The following is a 17,876-nucleotide window of genomic DNA, read 5'->3' as shown; positions in this document are numbered from 1 at the left end:
TTCTTGTGGACTTAAGTTTTACCCATTCTTAGTGGCATGAAAATTCTTTCTTTTTTGGCGGGGGCGTGCGGGGCTTTGCTGGCGGAGAACGCTGTGGCGCAGGCGTTGAGCGTCGACAAAAACGTAAGCCAGGCGTTGGAGCAAGTGCGTCCGGATGATATCAAGGCCCACATCCAGTACCTAGCCGATGACAAGCTGAAAGGCCGCATGCCGGGCACCGAAGGCTACCAGATGGCCGTCGAGTACGTAACCGGCCAATACAAAAAGCTGGGCGTGCTGCCCGCAGGCGAAAAAAATACCTACCTGCAACGGGTGCGCTTGCGCCGTGGCATTCTTGATGCTGCTTCAGCCTTCACGGTTCGGGGCAACGATGGTGCTGCTGCGAACTTGGTTTCCGGCAAAGATTACATACTATACCCCAACCCCGAGGCAGCGGACGTGACCATGGAGGCGCCGCTGGTGTTTGCAGGCTACGGCATCAGCGCGCCTGCGCTGGGCTACGATGACTACGCTGGCCTCGACGCCAAAGGCAAGATTGTGGTGATCGTGCGGGGCGCTCCGAAGAGCTTTTCGTCCAGCATATCGGCTTCGAGTATGGACATGCACACCGTATTGAGCAATGCCTTGCAGCACGGCGCGGTGGGCGTATTGGTGGGCAGTACCAATCCTCGGCCCACGGCCGCATTGCCGAATCTGCACAAAGGCGTTTATTATGTGCTAGGTGCTGATGGAAAGGTTTCAGTATCAAGGAATTACATTTCCAAGCAAATCAAGGTGCTGGGCAATGTAAACGCGGCTACGCTACACCAGTTTTTGCGCACTGCCGCCGTTGACACCGCCAAAGCATTTGCCGCGATTGCGGGAGGTCATCCGGCTTCCGCGGCGCTCAAAACAACGGTTGTGGTAAAGTATCATTCTCGGTATCAGGACTTTGATAGCTACAATGTGGTAGGCAAAATTCCGGGCTCAGATGCCCGCCTGAAAGACGAATATGTGGTGCACAGTGCCCACCTCGACCACGTAGGCTACGGGGCACCGGTCAAAGGCGATTCGCTGTACAACGGGGCGCACGACAACGCTTCCGGCGTGGCGAGCCTTCTGGAAATTGCCAAGGTCTATTCGCGGTTGAAGGAAAAACCCAAGCGCTCGGTGTTGCTGGTGATGGTAACGGGCGAAGAAATGGGCCTGCTTGGGTCGGCTTATTTTGCCAAGAACGCAACGGTGCCGGTCAAGAGCATTGTGGCCGATATCAATACCGACATGCCCACGATTATCGCGCCGTTGCTGTCGGTGGTGGCGCTGGGCGCTGAGCATTCGTCGCTGGAAAAGGAGGTAGCGAAAGCGAGCAGCTACCTAGGCCTGACGGTCGAGCAGGACCCCGAGCCGGAGCAAAACCGCTTCATCCGCAGCGATCAATACAGCTTTGTAGCACAGGGCATTCCGGCGCTACACATCAAGTACGGCAACAAAACCGCCGACGGCCAGAACAATCTCAACCAAACCGTGCAGAAATGGCGAGCTGAATATTACCACAAGCCCCAGGATGACATCAACGGCACGTTTGATTTTGAAGCAGGCAAAAAGTACGTACAACTCAATTTCCTGATCGGCTACCAAATAGCCCAGAATCCGCAACGGCCTACTTGGAACACGGGGGATTTCTTCGCTAAACCAAAGATGTAAATTATTGATAATCAATGATTTATAAATTGATATAAAAGCTAGCGCCTCTCGTCGGCCCTAGCTTTTATATCAATTTACAGCTTCGATCGGCTGGCTACCACTGCGATGCAAAGGCCCATCACGGCGATGATGGAAAAGGAAATGCGCAGGCTCGTAGCGCCCGCTACCAACCCAATCATGGGCGGGCCGATCAGGAAGCCCAGGAAGCCGATGGTAGAAACAGCCGCCAGCGCCACGCCCGGCGACAGCACCTCGGACCGGCCGGCGGCGCTATACACCAGCGGCACCACCGACGATACGCCCGCGCCCACCAACAGAAAGCCTACGATAGCCGTGAGCATCGTAGGAAAAAGCACCGCCAGTGCAAGACCGGAAGCCGTGAGGGTGCCGCTCAGTAACAGCACTCGCTTCACGCCGATACGCGTTGTGAGCCAGTCGGCGACGAAGCGCCCGCCGGCCATGGTGCTCATGAAAGCGGTGTAACCTGCGCCAATCCAAGCCTGATCGGCGAGCACCACCTTTTTGAAATACACGCCACTCCAGTCGAACATCGCGCCCTCGCAGATCATCGAACAAAAGGCAATGATGCCTAGGTTGATCAGCGACTTATCGGGTTTGGCGAAAATGGGCTGGTCGGGGTTGCGGTTAGAATCTTGGGGCAGCGCGAAGCGTGAGGCAGCCGTAGCGCCGGCCACAATCATGATCATGATCAGCAGGAAGTGGTGAAACGGTTCGATGCCGTTGCCAATCATGAGCGTGCCAACCGCGGCTCCGGTGAAGCCCGCCAAGCTCCACAGGCCATGAAACGAAGCCATGATCGACTTGCGGTAGAGCGACTCGACGCCCACGGCCTGCGTGTTCACAGCGATGTTCATCATGTTGCCGGCAAAGCCAAACACCAGCAAGCACGCCACCAGCTGAAACACGTTCTGGGCCAACCCCAGACTCGCCAGCATCGTGGAATAAAGCAGTGCCCCGCCGATGGCCACCGTCCGGCTGCCTTTCTTGGTCACCAGCCAGCCCGAAAGCGGTAGCGAAATCATGAGGCCGACGGGCAACGCGAACAGCACGGCGCCCAGCGTAGCATCCGAGAACCCCATTTTTTGCTGAATGGTCGGGATGCGCGAGGCCCAACTCGCAAAGCACAAGCCTTGCAAAAAGAAGAGGGCGCCCACGGCCAAGCGATGCACGTGCTTGGGAAGCGCAGGCGAGGAAACGTATGTAAGCATCAGGTTATGAAAGCGTTATAATAGATAGCAAAATCAGGATAGCGGGAATTTGGATAGTGCACGATCGGAAACACAAAGGTCGTGTATAGAATTGAAATTCATAACACATTATAGATCAATTCATTATGATATATCATCGGTAGGCCCCTGTAAACTATGGTGTAGCAGTACACTTTTCGGTCCTAAGCGAAGCCCCCGCGGGGCAACACGCCGCCTTCCCGGCAGTGGTGTTGCCCCACGGGGGCACGTTCGGAGCGGAGAAAAAACGCTTGGGGTTTGCTGGCTTAACGCACCATTCGGCTATCAACCGTAGCTTCCAGGCGATCTTGCACCTCCACGGGCAGGGCGCTGAGCAAATCCAGGCCGGTCGCATCTTCAATTGCATCCACCGACACGCGGTAGCGGCTCCAATCCGGGTCAATGCTGTTGTCGTTGGGCGTATCGACGGCCAGAATGCGGGCTTGGCCAGCGGCAATGCGCTGGAGGTCGTCGGCGCCTTCGGGGATGATTACCAGTACTTTCCACACGCGGGCAGGCACCGTAACGCGGCCTTCGTCCAAGGTCACGGCACGGCCGTTGAGGCCAGTGCCTCCTTTGCCGTAGTTGCCCATAATCACGTAAATCTCATATCCCTGGTTGACTAGTGAGCGGCCGTATTCCTCCAGGCTCGACCACGTGCGCTGGTTGTTGTTGGGCGCCTGCGGAATCATGTTGGTCATCAGGAAGGTGGCCGAATTGTCGTCGAGGTCGGTGGTGCGATCGGCGGAGGGACAGTTGTGGCCTTTGTCGAAGCCGGAGCCGGCGTAGCTGTGCGGCGTAACCGAATACCAGCCGCGCGGCAGCGCCGGATCGGGCCGGAAATCATCTTGGCGCGGGGCCGAGCCCATCCAGGCGCGGTTGAGGTGCCAGCTTACCCAGTTGGGCGTGCCCCGGTCGCGGTTGTAGCTAAGCGTGTATTGGGGCTTGACCATCAGGTAGTTGCTGAAGTTATCGAGGCTGCTGGTGGCGCCGCTGGGGTTGCCGAGCGCCAGGTTGTCTTCCCGGCTTGTTACGATGGCCGCAATAGGCGGATTGCCTGCTGTGGTCCGAAGCGTCGGGGAGGTAGTGCTGCCGGTGGTGGCCACACCCGTGCCTCCGACAAACTCAATATCATCGACGTTGAGGCGGGAACTACTGCCATCGGTTTTGCGAATTTCGAGGCGCACTGAGTTGCCACCGCTTACCGGAAAGCTGCTGACGGAAAGTCGCGGGCTGGTAGTCCGGACTGGCGCGCCGGTGCGCACGTAGCGCCGCCCGCCGTCCTGGCTGATCCACAGCTCCCACGTGCTGGCTTGGTCGTCGCCGAAGGCCGCCGCGCTCACCCGAATCTGCCGGGTGCTGGAGGGTGCGTTAAAATTCATGCGCAGTCGACCTTTGCCGCGCAGGCGGGCCGCGTGGGAGCCGTTTTTGTGGTCGGTGGGCGACGAGCCGATCAGGGCATCGGTGAAGTGCCAGGTGCCGGTAGCCAAGGTTTCGTCGGCTTCGGTATACGCCCCTTTGCTACCCGTTTCGAAGGTTTCGACAACGCTACCGGTGCTGGTTTGCGCCTGCGTAGGCATGGGCGGGGCAGTGGCAACGGTGCTAGTCGTTTCGGGTTGCTGTTGCGAGCAGGCCAGGGGCGTCAGGCTCAGCAACAGGCCGTATAGTAGGAGGGAAGAGACAGGGCGCATAGGGCTCAGAAAATGATCCGACAACAATACAAAGTTGTAACGATTGTAACGCCTTTTCGTGCCAATAAGGGCATCGTTTATCCCTCCAAAGCCTGTGTGTATAGGAAAAGAAATATTATAGAAAAAATCCTACTATTGCATTAAACCTTTTGTGACATTCTCTCTCCAAGGGGTAAATCAACTTTTAACCCCTTTTCTCCCTCCATTTTATGCAACGCTTTTCAGTACCCACCCTCAGTTTTGTGTTCATAGCCAGCAGCATGCTGTGGCTCACAAGCTGTAACAAGGACAATGCGCCCGGTGCCCTAAGTACCACCGTTTCGGCTGAAGACCAAGGACTTGCCGACGAAGAAAGTGCTTCTGCCGGCGACATTATCGACGCCGCTTCGCCCGAAACCGAAGCCCAGTCAAACAGTGCCACAGTAGCATCAGCCGACGATTTGGCGCGGCTGCTGTCGGGGTGTGCGACGCGCAGCTACGATGCCGCTACCAAAACCCTTACCATCGATTTTGGTACCACCAACTGCGTGGGCCCCAACGGGGTAGCGCGGCGCGGCAAAATTATCGCAGTTTTCAGCGGACCCTACCGCCAAGCAGGTGCAACCATCACCATTACGCCCCAGAACTACTTCGTGAACGACAAGCAGCACCTCGGCACGCGCGTACTCACCAACTTGGGCAACGGTTCTTTTTCGCTGGATGTAAAAGACGCCAGCGTCGTGACGACTGAAGGCACGCATAAGTGGTCGGCGCAGCGCACGTACACCCGCACGGCCGGGTTTGGTACGCGCACGATTCTGGACGATAAATTTACGGTAACCGGCTCGGCTACAGGCACAAATCGCAAAGGCGTGGGCTATTCGGCTGTGATTACGCAGCCGCTGGTAAAGCAATTCACGCCCGGCTGCGCTCGTCATTTTACGGCCGGAATCATTACTATTACCAACTCCAAAGAGAAGTCGATGGTGCTCAACTACGACCCTACCGGAACGGCCGCCTGCGACAACATTGCTTCCGTGACGATCAACGGCGTTACCCGAACTGTAACTTTGAGATAAATACTTAATAATCAATATATTGTAAATAGCATGAAAAAGCTTCCTGTTCTTTCGGCTCTTCTGTTCCTAGTATTGGTCACCGCCTCGGCTCAAACGACGACGCCACGCGTTACGGCGCAACAGCATGCTCAAAGTGCCCGCATTCAGGCAGGAGTACAATCCGGGGCACTGACCCGCACCGAAGCCGCGCGCCTGAAAGCCCGGCAGACGGCGTTGCGCAACGAAAAAATAATGGCTCGCGCCGACGGGCGCGTCTCGGTGCCGGAGCGCAAGGAACTGCGGCGCGACGAAGCCCGCACCAGCCGGGCCATTTACCGCCAGAAGCACGACGCGCAGGTAAGCGCCCCGCGCTGAGCTTTGTCCGCGTAACGGCTATTAATAAAAAGCCCTGCTTCGGTGCGCCGGAACAGGGCTTTTGCATTTGGGCGGGCACAAAACCACCCCAGCGACAGCTGCCTCAAAGCGGGCCGCTTTTTTTAGTACAACTATAACCAGCTGCGGGCAGTACAATTCCGGTCGTGCTTTGTTGCTTATTTATTCCGCCAATTTCCCATCTATGACCCACTTCTCCTCTGCCAAACTTTTCTTCGCCGCCATAGTGTCTTCGGCCTGCTTGGCGGGCTGCAACCAATCGGAGGGCCGCAAGCAGGCCCTGACCGACACGCAGCCCGATGCAGTGTTTGAGCGCTACAAAAAACAGTTTATCGATTCGCTTTGGTACTACAACCCCGGCCGCGCGTCCAAGGCAGGCTACCACAAGTACGACTCGCTGCTGGTGGTGCCCACTGCGGCCCGCCGACAGACGGAAGCCGCCGCGCGTACCCGCATGCTCAAGCAGCTGAGCACGTTTGAGCTGAAAAGCCTGCGAGTCAATAATCAAACGGATTATCTGCTGATCAACAACTACTTGCGTAGCTCCCGATGGTCGGCCGATACCTTGCGCGACTGGCAATGGAACCCTGCTACTTACAACTTGGGCAGCTCCGTAGCCGAAATCCTGAACGGCCGCTACTGGCCCCTCGCCCGGCGGCTGCGAGCCATTTCTTCCAAGATTTCGCACGCCCCGGATTATTACGAGGCCGCCGAGCAAAACATCAGTCAGCCCACCCGCGAGCATACCGAACTGGCCATTTTGCAGAACAAAGGCGGGCTGGCCGTATTCGGCAAAGCGCTGGAAGATTCGATAAGCCGCTCGGAACTATCGGAGAAGGAAAAGCAGGAGTTTCGCAATCGCTTGTCAACCACGCGCTTAACGATAGAGAACTACATCAGCTTTTTGCAGAAGCAAGTATTGCCGGCGGGTAAGTTTCGCAGCTTCCGGTTGGGTAAAGCTCTGTTCGACAAGAAGTTCGCTTACGACATCCAATCTCGCTACTCCGCCGATGAAGTGTACCAGAAGGCCCAGCGCCACCGGGCCGAGCTGCTGCACGACATGGGCAAACGCGCTACCCGGCTGTGGCCCAAGTACTTCGCCGGTCAGCCAATGCCTGCCGATACGGCCACCACAATCCGGCAGATGATTGCGCGCCTTTCGCAAAAGCACGCCTCACAAGCCGGCTTCGTGGCGGCCGTGAAGCAGCAGATCCCGACGCTGATTCAGTTTGTCAACGATCACAAACTGCTCACCCAAGACCCCAGCAAGCCGCTTGTGGTGCGCGAAACGCCGCTCTACATGCGCGGTAGTGGGGCTGGGGCATCTATTTCAGCACCAGGCCCTTACGACAAAGCGGCTAATACGTATTACAATGTCGAGCCGCTCGACGGGCAACCTGCCGCGCAAGCCGAAAGCTACCTGCGCGAGTACAACGACTACACGCTTCAAATCCTCAACATCCACGAAGCCATCCCTGGGCATTACACGCAGTTGGTGTACGCCAACCTGTCGCCTTCGCTGATTAAGGCCATCTTTGGCAACGGCGCCATGGTAGAGGGCTGGGCCGTGTACGCCGAGCGCATGATGCTGGAAAACGGCTACGGCGGCAACTCCGACGAAATGTGGCTGATGTGGGACAAATGGAACATGCGCGTAACGCTCAATACCATCGTCGACCACGAGGTGCAAGCGGGCCACCTCTCGGAAAAGGATGCCGTGGCCATGCTCCTGCGCGACGGCTTTCAGGAAGAAGCCGAGGCTCGCAACAAGTGGCGCCGGGCCACGCTCTCGCAGGTGCAGCTCAGCAGCTACTTCACGGGCTACACCGAAATCTACGATCTGCGGGAGGAGCTGAAGCGGAAACAGGGCAAAAGCTTCGACCTCAAAACCTTTAATGAGCAGTTTCTGAGTTTCGGCAGCGCCCCTGTGAAGTACATCCGCGAAATGATGTTGCACTGATTTTGTAACTATCTGATAATAAGATAATTACAATTTGCCTCGATTGTCTGTTTTCTTCAGGTAGTCTTCACCTGTAACGGCCGCGAAGCAACCCGGGTAATTTCGGTTAGCTTCGCGGCCGTGTTTTTCCTGCTTTCCAAAATTCTGTATTACGTCATCATGCCAGCGGTTTGGCTGGTGGCGTTGCTGCTGGCGGCCGTCGTGGTGCGCCAGCCCGTTTACAAGCGGCGCTTATTGTTAGCAGCCTTGGTAGTAGCCTTGCTGGGTACCAATCCGGGGTTGGCTAACGAGGCCATGCTGGCTTGGGAATTGCCGGCCGTTTCGCTGCGCGCGGTGGGGCGGCACGATGCCGGCGTGCTGCTCACCGGCATCACGAAAGTAAATAAGTCGCCCCACGACCGCGTGTACCTCAACGAAGGCGCCGACCGGCTTACGCATACGCTGTGGCTGTACCGTTCGGGCCGAATCCGGCGTATTATCATTTCGGGCGGGTCGGGGCTGATCCGGAGCACCGCGAGCAGCGAAGCGGCCGAGCTGGCTATTCTGTTGCGCATGGCGGGCGTTCCCAAAGAAGACGTGCTGCTGGAGCAGCGCAGCCGAAACACCCGCGAAAACGCGCTCTACACCAAGCAGTTATTGCAACAGCACCCCGATATCAAATCGTTGGTGCTCATTACGTCTGCCTTTCACCAACGACGCGCGCTGGGCTGCTTTCGGCGCGTGGGCTTGTCGCCGACCGCCTTTCCCGCTGATTTCCGCACCATCGACCGCAGCTTAGCTCCCGACTATTGGCTCATACCGGATGCTGGCGCGCTGGGCTTGTGGAGCACGCTCCTGCATGAGATGGTAGGATACGCTACGTATAAACTGTTGAGGTACTGTTAGTTGTCTTGCAGTGTAGACCCCAAAATTTGGCAGCAGCCCATTATTCTTGCCACACCACTACGCCGGCTGGTTTTAGCTGTTTGTCCCCAACGAGGACCTGCGCTTTGGTGGGTAGGCTAACCGAATAGGGTTTGTCGGAATAATTGACGCCGACCCAAAACCCATCGCGCCATTCCAGGATCACGCCCGCGGGCAAGTCCTTAACCGGGATGCCGGCCTGCTGGTATACCCGGCGCATTACCTCTTTCTCTAAGGCTCCGTCGTCTGTGTCGGGGCCCACATAGGTCACCGTGCCTTTGCCCAATTTGCGGGAAACAACGGCGGCCCGGCCGGTATAAAACTGGTTGGTATAGGTGGCCCATACCTGAGTGCCCGGATTGGGCTCGAGGATATCGGCCCAGTTGTTCCAGTTGAAAGTTTGATTATTGAATAGGATGGTGCCTTTTTCGGTATCCGGCATCAAATCGTAAAACGAAATCTTGGCGCCTATCAGGTTGTAAATAGGTTCGGCCCATTTCATTTCCCACAGCTTGCCGTTGCGGTTTTTTTGACCGGTCCGGCTGGTCAGCACCAAATGGCCGCCCTTCTCCACATACTGTTTCCAGCGCTCGACGAGTTTGGCATCCAGCAGCTGGTAGGCGGGCGCGATGACGACCGGATATTTCGAGAAATCTTTGTCCTCGGTGATCACATCCACGGGGGCATTCAGCTGTTTGAGGCCGCCATAGTAGCGCATCAGGTGCTGCATATAGTCCCACTGGTAGGTTTGGGGCTGGTTGTCCATTTCCCACCGACTGTCCGGACTGTATAAGACGGCCGTCAAGCGCGACGCGTACTCGGTGGGTATTTTCGCATTGGGGCGGTAATGCGACTTAATGCCATTCAGCTCCTTGATCACCTGTGTGTATTCCACCCCACTGGTGCTCACCGTCACCCCATCGGTGCTGATGATGCCATAATGGTATTGTTCGCCGCCGTACAAAGGCTGTTTGAAGCGGTAGTTGCACACAAACTTATTGCCGCCGGCAAAGGCGTGCCAGATCCACATGCGCACGGTACCCGGCAGCGGCTGCGGGTTGAACTTGCCCCAGTTTACCTGCCCCGGCTGCAACTCCATAACCCCGGTTACGCCGTTGATGGACCGAAACAAATCGTTGGCAAAGGCGATGCTGGTAGGCGAGCCCATCCGGAACCCTTGCGACCCCAATCCGGCATCATACCCGGCCACTAGGTATTTGGTATAAGTGACAAAGTCGAGGTTGGTCATGCGGGTGGGGTCAACCGGCGCATGCTCCGGCATCAGGTTGGTTGTGATCCACTGGTTGGCCGGGATATTTTTACGCAGTATTTGGTACTGCATGCCCAGAAAGTCGGTGACTTCATCGCTCGAAAAACGCTTGAAATCGAGCACAGCATGGGGGTTAGGCTGCGCAATGAGCTCTTTGCCGTTGGGGATGCGTACCTGGTCGAAGTTGTTGTACCGAATGCTCCAGAAAGCCGTGCCCCAGGTGGCGTTCAGCGAGTCTATGGCTTTGTACTTGTTTTTAAGCCAGTTGCGAAAGCTGGTTTGGGCGGCCGGGCTATAATCGTACTGGCCGTAATGGGAGGGTTCGTTATCCAGTTGCCAGCCCCAGATTCGCTTATCGTTGGCGTAGTGTTTCGCTACGGCGGTTACCATTTTCGCCACGTACTGCCGGTACACGGGGCTCGACCACGAGATGTGCTGCCGCGAGCCATGCTGCATCGTCGTGCCGTTTTCGTTTACCATCAGGATCTCGGGGTGCTTTTGCACCAGCCAAGCCGGTGGCGTCGGGCTTGAGGTGCACATGATGACCTTGATGCCGTTTTTATGCGCCAGCTCCACGGCCTCGTCGAGCCAGGCAAAGTCAAACTTGCCTTCTTCGGGTTCGATAAAGGCCCAGGCAAATTCCCCATAGTGGGTGAAGTCAAACCCCAACTCGCCCATTTTCTTCAAATCCCGCTCCCAATACGCGTGCGGCCACTGCTCCGGGTAGTAATAGGAGCCGATGGTCATCAGATCTTTCTTGGGAAAAAATCGATCGGCGCTTTGAGCAAACAATGATTTGCTGCCCAGCAGGCACAACAGCGTCAGAACGACCGAGGAAAGGTGTAAAGGTTTGCGCATAGCTTAGCAAGCGTTGGGATTTGAATCGATGCCGTAGGGAGAGGGTAAGCAAGGGTGCCGAAGCCATATTCCCGCAGTGGCAAGGTATGCGGCCGTGGCGGCCGATGCAACGCAAGTAGCACCAGCATGATTGCTGTAGCATCATGTACTCTCTGGGCCAACATCCTTTCGACCTAAATGACGTCGGTATTCATCCAATACCCCGTTATAAAAACTTGCCGGCCGCCGTTCTGGTAAGGCTAAGGCACGAAGCCCAGAATGGCGGCCGGCAACAAGGCAAGTAGCATTTAGCAGAAAACGCTACTCGACTTTCTTCTGCTTCGGGGCTGTTTTCTTTTGCGCGCCAGCCACCCAGATACTTTTCTGATTGACAAACTCGCGAATGCCGAGGTAGGAAAGCTCGCGGCCGTAACCCGATTTCTTGACGCCCCCAAAGGGCATTTCCGGCGACGATTTTACCATCGAATTGACAAATACGGCCCCGGCTTCGATGCGACGAGCTAAAGTTTCGCCGCGTTTCTCGTCGCGCGTCCAGATGGCGGCTCCTAGGCCAAAGCGCGAGTCGTTGGCCAACCGAATGGCATCCTCCTCGTTCTTGGCTTCCATAATAATGGCCACTGGACCAAACAGTTCTTCATAATAGGCTGGTTGACTGGGCTTTATGTTGCTGATGATCATGGGGCGGAAAAGGGCGGTGCCGGGCTTCGACTGGCCGCCGTGCAAATCTACTTTGGCGCCTTTCGCTACCGATTCATCCACTTGGCGGGTGAGGTCGTCGGCAAGGTCGGGGCGGGCTAGGGGGCCAAACTGGGTAGCTTCGTCGAGCGGGTCGCCGGTGCGCATGGCCAGCAGGTGCGTCTTCATCTTGCTGATGAATTCTTTGGCAATCGGCTTTTCGACGATGAAGCGCTTGGCGGCAATGCAGCTCTGGCCGGAGTTAATCATGCGGGCCTGCGCGGCGGTTTTGGCCGCCAGCTCCAGGTCGGCATCGGCCAGCACCACAAAGGCGTCGGAGCCGCCGAGTTCGAGCACTGTTTTCTTGATCTGCGCGCCTGCGGTAGATGCCACCTGCGCGCCGGCCGGTTCGCTGCCCGTGAGGGTTACGGCCTTCACCCGGTCGTCCTGAATTAGCTTTTCGACCAACTCCGATCCAATGAGCAGCGTCCGGAAGGTAGCAGGGGGGAAGCCTGCATCATGGAAAATCTGCTCGAGGGCCAAGGCGCATTGCGGGACGTTGGAAGCGTGTTTGAGCAATCCCACATTGCCGGCCATGAGCGCCGGCGCAGCGAACCGCACGACCTGCCAGAACGGAAAATTCCAGGGCATCACGGCCAGCACTACGCCCAACGGCTCGTAGGCAATAAAACTGTGTTGCGCTTCGGTTTTGATGGGCTCATCGCGCAAAAATTCTTCGGCGTGCTCGGCGTAATAATCGCAGGTAAGGGCGCATTTCAGCACCTCGGCCCGGCCATCGGTGATGGGTTTGCCCATTTCCACGGCCATCATATGAGCAAGCTCGTTTTGGCGGTCGCGCAGCAGTTGACCGGCGCGGCGCATGCGCTCGGCGCGGTGGGCAAAGGAAGTAGTGCGCCAAGTGATGGCCTCCTTGGCGACCTGCGCCAGAATGCGTTCGGTTTTGGCCCAGGAAAAAGCCTGAAAGCGGCGCTCAACCCGGCCGGTGTAGGGATTGAAAGACTCGATAGCCATGCAAGGAAGGAAAAAGTAAATGCCAGTTCAGGGTACGATAACCCATACGCCAGGATGCGGTTATCGGTCGCAAAAGCCGGTCAAGCGGCGCTGATTTACCAGTTGAGCCGTAGCCCGTAAACCCAACCGCAGGAATCGGGTTATAGTAGCGCGAAATAGCTTCAGCGGCTTCCCGCATCGCAATACAAGCATAATCCTCTACTTTCGTCTCATTGTTGGCTGGATAATTGGTGCCGGCCGGCGTTTACTCCAAGTTGCCCGTGTCTGCTACACCCCCCGAGTCACTGACGCCTGTTTCGGAAGATCTGCTTGTGCAGCGCCTCCGTGCCCGAGACGAAGCAGCGATGACGCTTTTCTACGACAAGTACTCCGCTGCTCTCTATGGCGTGATCCTCCGGATTGTAAAAAAAGAGGAAATCGCGGAAGACGTTTTGCAGGAAAGCCTCGTCAAAATCTGGCATTCGTTTCACACCTACGATGCCGGCAAGGGGCGTTTGTTTACGTGGGTGCTCAACGTTTCGCGGAATTTGGCAATTGACAAAATCCGGTCCCGACAGTACCGCGTAGGTAGTCGTACGCAGCCCATCGAAGAAAGTGCAGCACTGCGTCAGGCCGCCTCTCCCACGTTCCGGCCCGAGCACATAGGCTTGCAGGACATGACCAATAAGCTCAACCCCGAGCAGAAACAGGTGATTGATCTGCTTTATTTCGGCGGATTTACGCAAAGCGAAGTGGCTGAAGAACTCAACCTGCCGCTCGGAACGGTGAAAACCCGCGCCCGGGCCGCTATCAAAGTATTGGCAAAATTGATTCGATAACCGTGAACATCCAGGAATACATCGAATCAGGCATCCTCGAACAGTACGCCCTCGGCGAGCTGAGCGAGGCGGAGCGCGCCGACGTCGAACGTCTGGCCGCCGAACATCCACAAATCCGTGAGGAACTCAACGTTATCACGGATGCTCTGGGAGCGTATGCGCAGGCCCATGCCCAAGCACCCCCCGCCGGGATGCGCGAGCGGGTGCTGAGTGGGTGGCAAGCGGCCATCAAGCACGATACAAGCGCACCAGCCCCCCAAAGCGCAGCCGCGCCACAACCACAAGCTGCCCCTGTGGCAGAAAGCGTGGTAAGACAAATGCCTGTTAATCAAGAATATACCCAAGAAGCTCCGGCAGCTCGCTTCAACTGGATGATGGCCGCTGCCATAGTCCTGTTGCTGCTGAGCGCGGTAGGCAACCTGCTGCTGTATACCCGTTGGAAAGAGGCTGAATCCAGCTTGGCCATTGCCCAAAACGAGCAAGCCCGCGTGGCCTCGTCGGTGCAGGCGGTGCAGCGAACCTTGGGCTACCGGACGCAGGAGCTGGCCATTCTGCGCAGCGATCAGTTTCATTCGGTTACGCTGGCGGGCATGCCGGTGGCGCCTACAGCGCGGGCCAAGGTGTTGTATAACCCTGCTACCCGCAAGGTATACGTCGATGTGCACAGCCTCCCGACGCCGCCTTCCGGCAAGCAGTACCAGCTATGGGCCCTCGACAACGGCAAACCCATCGATGCGGGCATGTTGGCCGCCGCCACCGCGGCCGGCGATAGTCTCCAGCAGATGAAAGACGTGGCCAGTGCCCAAGCCTTCGCCATGACGGTAGAAGAAGCCGGCGGCAGCGCAAACCCGACCATGTCGACCCTGACGGTGATGGGCAAAATGTAGCCTCGCGGCAACGGAAACAAGTAAGAGGCTGTAGAGGTTGAATTGGGAAGAACGGCGCGCATCAGGTTATGCCGGTGCAGCGCCAACCAATTCCGTACTTTACAGCTTCACTTTTTTCACCCTCCGTGCACGGATCAATCTTTATTCTGCTGAAGCGCTACGTCCAGACCCAATACGACCATAGCACTTGGGTACGCTTGGTCGAAACGTCGGGCCTTGGCGCCCTCGATTTCAACCACAAAGAAGTATACCCCGACGCGCACATCTATGCGCTGGTTGGCCATGCGGCCGAGATGACGGGCATTCCGGCGGAAAAGCTCCAGGAGAAATTTGGCGAATACCTCGTGCCCGATCTGATGTACATGTACGGCAAGCTCGTCGACCCCGTTTGGCGCACGCTGGACATGATTGAGCATACCGAGTCGGTGATGCACAAACGCGTGCGCCAAGACCACGCCGAAAACCGCCCGCCTGTGCTGGATGTTACACGAGTATCGTCGCGGGAAGTGCAGATCAACTACGTCTCGGACCGCCGGATGGGCGCGCTAGCCGTGGGCATTGTGCGCGGCCTGGCAACGTACTTCGACGAGGCCGACCAGATCGTGGTAGAACCCACCACAAGCGAAAACGGCGAACACGTTCAAATCCGGGTGCGCCGCATCTGACGTATTTGTAAACAATTGATAATAAACATGTTACGCTAAGCGCTTGTTGCTCAGCAAGAAGTGCTAGGTCTCACGCAACCCTCATGGAAAAATCGACTTATTACAACCCGGCCGACTTGTCGAAATTTGGCAACATCTCCGAGTGGCAACCCGAGCTGGGGCGCAAATTTTTTGAGTATTACGCCGAGGTTTTCAAGGAGGGAGCCCTCACCGAACGTGAAAAATCGCTGATTGCGCTGGCCGTAGCCCACGCCGTGCAATGCCCGTATTGCATCGATGCCTATACCAGCGATTCGTTGCAAAAAGGGGCCGACGAAGCGCAAATGATGGAAGCAGTGCACGTTGCGGCTGCCATCAAGGGCGGAGCGGCCCTGGTACACGGTGTCCAGATGATGAACAAAGCCAAGGAGCTTTCTATGTAGTTTCTGCGTTGTCGTCTGGAACGTCGGTGCGGCACCCTCGGTCTGAGGCCGCCTCTCCGTACCGCCGATAAGCCTGTTTTTGCCCTGCCCATGAAATCTTTGCATGCCCAGCACCATCCCTTAGCCGACTCCGGCTATCAGCTTACCGTGCTGACGCAGGCCGATGTGGAAGGAGCCCAACTGTTGCCTTTTGCGGCGCGCCTGCGCGAAACTGGTTTGCTGCCGTTGCGCCCAACGGGCATCCGTGTGATGCAAATAAACGTGGGCAAAATGTGCAACCAAACCTGCCGCCACTGCCACGTCGATGCCGGCCCCGACCGCACCGAAATCATGACGCGCGCTACCATGCAGCTCTGCCTAAATGCATTGGCGCAGACTGATATTCAGGTAGTTGATCTTACGGGCGGCGCGCCCGAAATGAACCCGGATTTCCGCTGGTTCGTGGAGCAGATTTCGGCTTTGGGGCGCCAAATCATCGTGCGCTGCAACCTGACCATCATCGTCGCCAACCCGAAGTACCACGACTTGCCGCAGTTTTTTGGCCGCCACGGCGTGCAGGTGGTGTCGTCGCTGCCGCACTTTTCGGCCTTACGCACCGATGCCCAGCGGGGCGAAGGCGTGTTCGCCAAATCCATCAAGGCCCTGCGCTTGCTCAACGAAGCCGGCTACGGCGTAGAAGGCTCGGGCTTGTTGCTGGACTTGGTGTACAATCCTTCCGGTGCTTTTTTGCCGGGCAGTCAGGCCGCATTGGAGCGCGATTTTAAGCAGCGGCTTTTGCGTGAGCACGGAATCGTGTTTAATAACCTGCTCACCATCACCAATTTGCCCATCAGCCGCTTTCTCGATTACCTATTGGAAAGCGGCAATTATGCCTCCTACATGGAGAAGCTGGTGCTGGCTTATAACCCCGCCGCCGCCGCTAACGTGATGTGCCGCAGTACGCTTTCCATCGGCTGGGACGGCCAGCTGTACGACTGTGATTTCAACCAACAGCTGGATTTGCCGGTCGAGGAGCGAGCCCCCCAGCACATTCGCGACTTCAACCTGGCCGCGCTAAACAACCGAGCGATCGTGGTGAACCAGCATTGCTACGGCTGCACGGCAGGCGCTGGCTCAAGCTGCGGTGGTGCTACTACATAAGCAATTGATAATCAATATGTTATGATTATTAAGTTGTTTGGGCGTGCCATATCAATACTTGTAATTGTACTGGCTTCGGCAGTTGTTTCCGCTTGCAATTCCGATAAAGGGGGCGCCGGCGGCGCTAGTCCGGCGTACCAACAGCTGCTGCGGACGCTTTACAGCGGTACGGTGCGCGTCATTCAACCCGCCGCCCTAGCCGATTTGCTGCGCCAAAAGCCCGAATCGGTTGTTGTGCTGGACACGCGCACGCCCGCCGAATATGCGGTAAGTCACCTGCGTGGCGCCCGGTTCGTAAACTTCGATTCGCTGGCAAAAGCCGATTTCAGTGCCGTGCCTCGCAACCGCACCGTCGTGGTGTATTGCAGCGTGGGCTACCGCAGCGAGAAAGCCGGCGAGCGTCTGAAAGCCTTAGGATTCAAGGATATCCGCAACCTGTACGGTGGCATTTTTGAATGGGTAAACGAGGGGTTGCCCGTGTATAACCAGCAAGGGCCAACGGCCAACGTGCATCCGTATTCGCCGATCTGGCGCCCTTGGCTCAAGCGCGGCAACCCTGTGTATGAGTAACGCCGTTGTTTCTGCAAACCCGCAGCGGCACCTGCTCATTTTTGCCCGTCACCCCGAGTTGGGCCGGGTGAAAACGCGGCTGGCGCAAACCATCGGCGACGAGGCGGCGCTGGAAGTGTACTGTGAGCTGTTGGCGCACACCCAAGCCGCGGCCAGCGGGGTAGCCGCGACTCGGACGGTTTGGTTTGCCGATGCAAAACCAGCGGCCGCGCCTCCCGATCTGTGGGCAGATTATCTGCACCAAACTCAGGGGCCGGGCGACTTAGGCGCGAAAATGCATCGGGCTTTTGCAGAGGCTTTTGCGGCGGGCGCGTCGGCTGTGGTCATCATCGGCACCGACTGCCCCGGCCTGACCTCAGCGCACTTAACAACCGCTTTCGACTGCCTTGCCACGCACGACGTGGTGCTGGGTCCGGCTCACGATGGGGGGTATTACCTGCTAGGAATGAGCACTTTACACGCCGATTTGTTTCTGAATAAAACCTGGAGTACCGCTTCCGTATTGGCCCACACCTTGCGCGATGCCACGCGATTGGGGCTCACTGTGCACCAGTTGCCGCAGCTCCGCGACGTTGATACGGCCGAGGACTTGGTGGCGTGGCGAGCGGCACAAATAACATAAGGA

The 17,876-nt window shown here is 57.2% G+C and carries 16 protein-coding genes; 12 read left to right on the top strand and 4 right to left on the bottom strand.

All coding sequences use genetic code 11. The features are described 5' to 3' along the window. Positions 1-36 precede the first annotated feature (36 nt). Positions 37-1,683 carry a M28 family peptidase gene (locus H9I52_RS11385; RefSeq protein WP_187453933.1) on the top strand — a complete coding sequence of 549 codons (1,647 nt, stop codon included), beginning with the start codon at positions 37-39 and terminating at the stop codon, positions 1,681-1,683. 74 nt (positions 1,684-1,757) lie between these two features. Here H9I52_RS11385 and H9I52_RS11380 read toward each other — a convergent pair whose 3' ends face one another. Continuing rightward, positions 1,758-2,912 (bottom strand): MFS transporter, encoded by a 1,155-nt coding sequence (locus H9I52_RS11380; protein ID WP_187453932.1) that lies wholly within the window; start codon positions 2,910-2,912, stop codon positions 1,758-1,760. Between the two features lie 284 nt (positions 2,913-3,196). Continuing rightward, the gene (locus tag H9I52_RS23035; RefSeq protein ID WP_187453931.1) at positions 3,197-4,621 is read right to left on the bottom strand and encodes a DNA/RNA non-specific endonuclease; all 1,425 of its coding nucleotides are present in this window, start codon (positions 4,619-4,621) and stop codon (positions 3,197-3,199) included. Between the two features lie 209 nt (positions 4,622-4,830). Here H9I52_RS23035 and H9I52_RS11370 point away from each other — a divergent pair, with 209 nt between their 5' ends. From H9I52_RS11370 to H9I52_RS11355, 4 genes are all read left to right on the top strand, one after another. Beyond that, positions 4,831-5,679: a hypothetical protein gene (locus H9I52_RS11370; RefSeq protein ID WP_187453930.1), complete on the top strand. Its 849-nt coding sequence runs from the start codon at positions 4,831-4,833 to the stop codon at positions 5,677-5,679. Between the two features lie 30 nt (positions 5,680-5,709). Beyond that, positions 5,710-6,033, top strand: a complete 324-nt coding sequence (locus H9I52_RS11365) for a hypothetical protein (RefSeq protein WP_187453929.1) — start codon at positions 5,710-5,712, stop codon at positions 6,031-6,033. A 202-nt stretch (positions 6,034-6,235) separates the two neighbouring features. Then, positions 6,236-8,011, top strand: a complete 1,776-nt coding sequence (locus tag H9I52_RS11360) for a DUF885 domain-containing protein (protein ID WP_187453928.1) — start codon at positions 6,236-6,238, stop codon at positions 8,009-8,011. Positions 8,012-8,131: 120 nt separating this feature from the next. Beyond that, positions 8,132-8,896 carry a YdcF family protein gene (locus H9I52_RS11355; protein WP_187453927.1) on the top strand — a complete coding sequence of 255 codons (765 nt, stop codon included), beginning with the start codon at positions 8,132-8,134 and terminating at the stop codon, positions 8,894-8,896. Between the two features lie 40 nt (positions 8,897-8,936). Here the strand turns inward: H9I52_RS11355 and H9I52_RS11350 are convergent, their stop codons facing one another. Both H9I52_RS11350 and H9I52_RS11345 read right to left on the bottom strand, forming a co-directional pair. Next, positions 8,937-11,042 carry a beta-galactosidase gene (locus H9I52_RS11350; RefSeq protein WP_187453926.1) on the bottom strand — a complete coding sequence of 702 codons (2,106 nt, stop codon included), beginning with the start codon at positions 11,040-11,042 and terminating at the stop codon, positions 8,937-8,939. A 300-nt stretch (positions 11,043-11,342) separates the two neighbouring features. Then, positions 11,343-12,749, bottom strand: a complete 1,407-nt coding sequence (locus H9I52_RS11345) for an NAD-dependent succinate-semialdehyde dehydrogenase (RefSeq protein WP_187453925.1) — start codon at positions 12,747-12,749, stop codon at positions 11,343-11,345. 260 nt (positions 12,750-13,009) lie between these two features. Between H9I52_RS11345 and H9I52_RS11340 the strand changes: the two genes are divergently transcribed. From H9I52_RS11340 to H9I52_RS11310, 7 genes are all read left to right on the top strand, one after another. Beyond that, entirely contained in the window at positions 13,010-13,567 is a 558-nt protein-coding gene (locus H9I52_RS11340; RefSeq protein ID WP_316248030.1) for an RNA polymerase sigma factor, read from the top strand. Between the two features lie 2 nt (positions 13,568-13,569). After that, positions 13,570-14,454: an anti-sigma factor domain-containing protein gene (locus H9I52_RS11335; RefSeq protein ID WP_187453924.1), complete on the top strand. Its 885-nt coding sequence runs from the start codon at positions 13,570-13,572 to the stop codon at positions 14,452-14,454. Positions 14,455-14,579: 125 nt separating this feature from the next. Then, the gene (locus tag H9I52_RS11330) at positions 14,580-15,119 is read left to right on the top strand and encodes a heme NO-binding domain-containing protein (protein WP_187453923.1); all 540 of its coding nucleotides are present in this window, start codon (positions 14,580-14,582) and stop codon (positions 15,117-15,119) included. Between the two features lie 83 nt (positions 15,120-15,202). After that, positions 15,203-15,541: an arsenosugar biosynthesis-associated peroxidase-like protein gene (locus H9I52_RS11325; protein WP_139517519.1), complete on the top strand. Its 339-nt coding sequence runs from the start codon at positions 15,203-15,205 to the stop codon at positions 15,539-15,541. A gap of 90 nt (positions 15,542-15,631) precedes the next feature. Then, positions 15,632-16,681 carry an arsenosugar biosynthesis radical SAM (seleno)protein ArsS gene (arsS, locus tag H9I52_RS11320; RefSeq protein WP_187453922.1) on the top strand — a complete coding sequence of 350 codons (1,050 nt, stop codon included), beginning with the start codon at positions 15,632-15,634 and terminating at the stop codon, positions 16,679-16,681. Positions 16,682-16,702: 21 nt separating this feature from the next. Then, positions 16,703-17,251 carry a rhodanese-like domain-containing protein gene (locus H9I52_RS11315; RefSeq protein WP_187453921.1) on the top strand — a complete coding sequence of 183 codons (549 nt, stop codon included), beginning with the start codon at positions 16,703-16,705 and terminating at the stop codon, positions 17,249-17,251. Next, positions 17,244-17,873, top strand: a complete 630-nt coding sequence (locus H9I52_RS11310) for a TIGR04282 family arsenosugar biosynthesis glycosyltransferase (RefSeq protein WP_139517516.1) — start codon at positions 17,244-17,246, stop codon at positions 17,871-17,873. The genes H9I52_RS11315 and H9I52_RS11310 overlap by 8 nt, the downstream gene beginning before the upstream one ends. Positions 17,874-17,876: the final 3 nt, after the last annotated feature.

The sequence above is a fragment of the Hymenobacter sp. BT491 genome (genome assembly GCF_014349165.1).
In the GTDB taxonomy this organism is placed as follows: Bacteria; Bacteroidota; Bacteroidia; order Cytophagales; family Hymenobacteraceae; genus Hymenobacter; species Hymenobacter jejuensis.
The sequence above is the reverse complement of the archived record's forward strand: the minus strand, read 5'-3'. Positions and strand labels throughout refer to the sequence as shown.

What these genes read in the sequence shown, in the direction of transcription:
- H9I52_RS11385 (WP_187453933.1), top strand. Translation starts at nt 37, where the DNA reads ATGAAAATTCTTTCTTTTTTGGCGGGGGCGTGCGGGGCTTTGCTGGCG.
- H9I52_RS11380 (WP_187453932.1), bottom strand. Translation starts at nt 2,912, where the DNA reads ATGCTTACATACGTTTCCTCGCCTGCGCTTCCCAAGCACGTGCATCGC.
- H9I52_RS23035 (WP_187453931.1), bottom strand. Translation starts at nt 4,621, where the DNA reads ATGCGCCCTGTCTCTTCCCTCCTACTATACGGCCTGTTGCTGAGCCTG.
- H9I52_RS11370 (WP_187453930.1), top strand. Translation starts at nt 4,831, where the DNA reads ATGCAACGCTTTTCAGTACCCACCCTCAGTTTTGTGTTCATAGCCAGC.
- H9I52_RS11365 (WP_187453929.1), top strand. Translation starts at nt 5,710, where the DNA reads ATGAAAAAGCTTCCTGTTCTTTCGGCTCTTCTGTTCCTAGTATTGGTC.
- H9I52_RS11360 (WP_187453928.1), top strand. Translation starts at nt 6,236, where the DNA reads ATGACCCACTTCTCCTCTGCCAAACTTTTCTTCGCCGCCATAGTGTCT.
- H9I52_RS11350 (WP_187453926.1), bottom strand. Translation starts at nt 11,042, where the DNA reads ATGCGCAAACCTTTACACCTTTCCTCGGTCGTTCTGACGCTGTTGTGC.
- H9I52_RS11345 (WP_187453925.1), bottom strand. Translation starts at nt 12,749, where the DNA reads ATGGCTATCGAGTCTTTCAATCCCTACACCGGCCGGGTTGAGCGCCGC.
- H9I52_RS11325 (WP_139517519.1), top strand. Translation starts at nt 15,203, where the DNA reads ATGGAAAAATCGACTTATTACAACCCGGCCGACTTGTCGAAATTTGGC.
- arsS (WP_187453922.1), top strand. Translation starts at nt 15,632, where the DNA reads ATGAAATCTTTGCATGCCCAGCACCATCCCTTAGCCGACTCCGGCTAT.
- H9I52_RS11315 (WP_187453921.1), top strand. Translation starts at nt 16,703, where the DNA reads ATGATTATTAAGTTGTTTGGGCGTGCCATATCAATACTTGTAATTGTA.
- H9I52_RS11310 (WP_139517516.1), top strand. Translation starts at nt 17,244, where the DNA reads ATGAGTAACGCCGTTGTTTCTGCAAACCCGCAGCGGCACCTGCTCATT.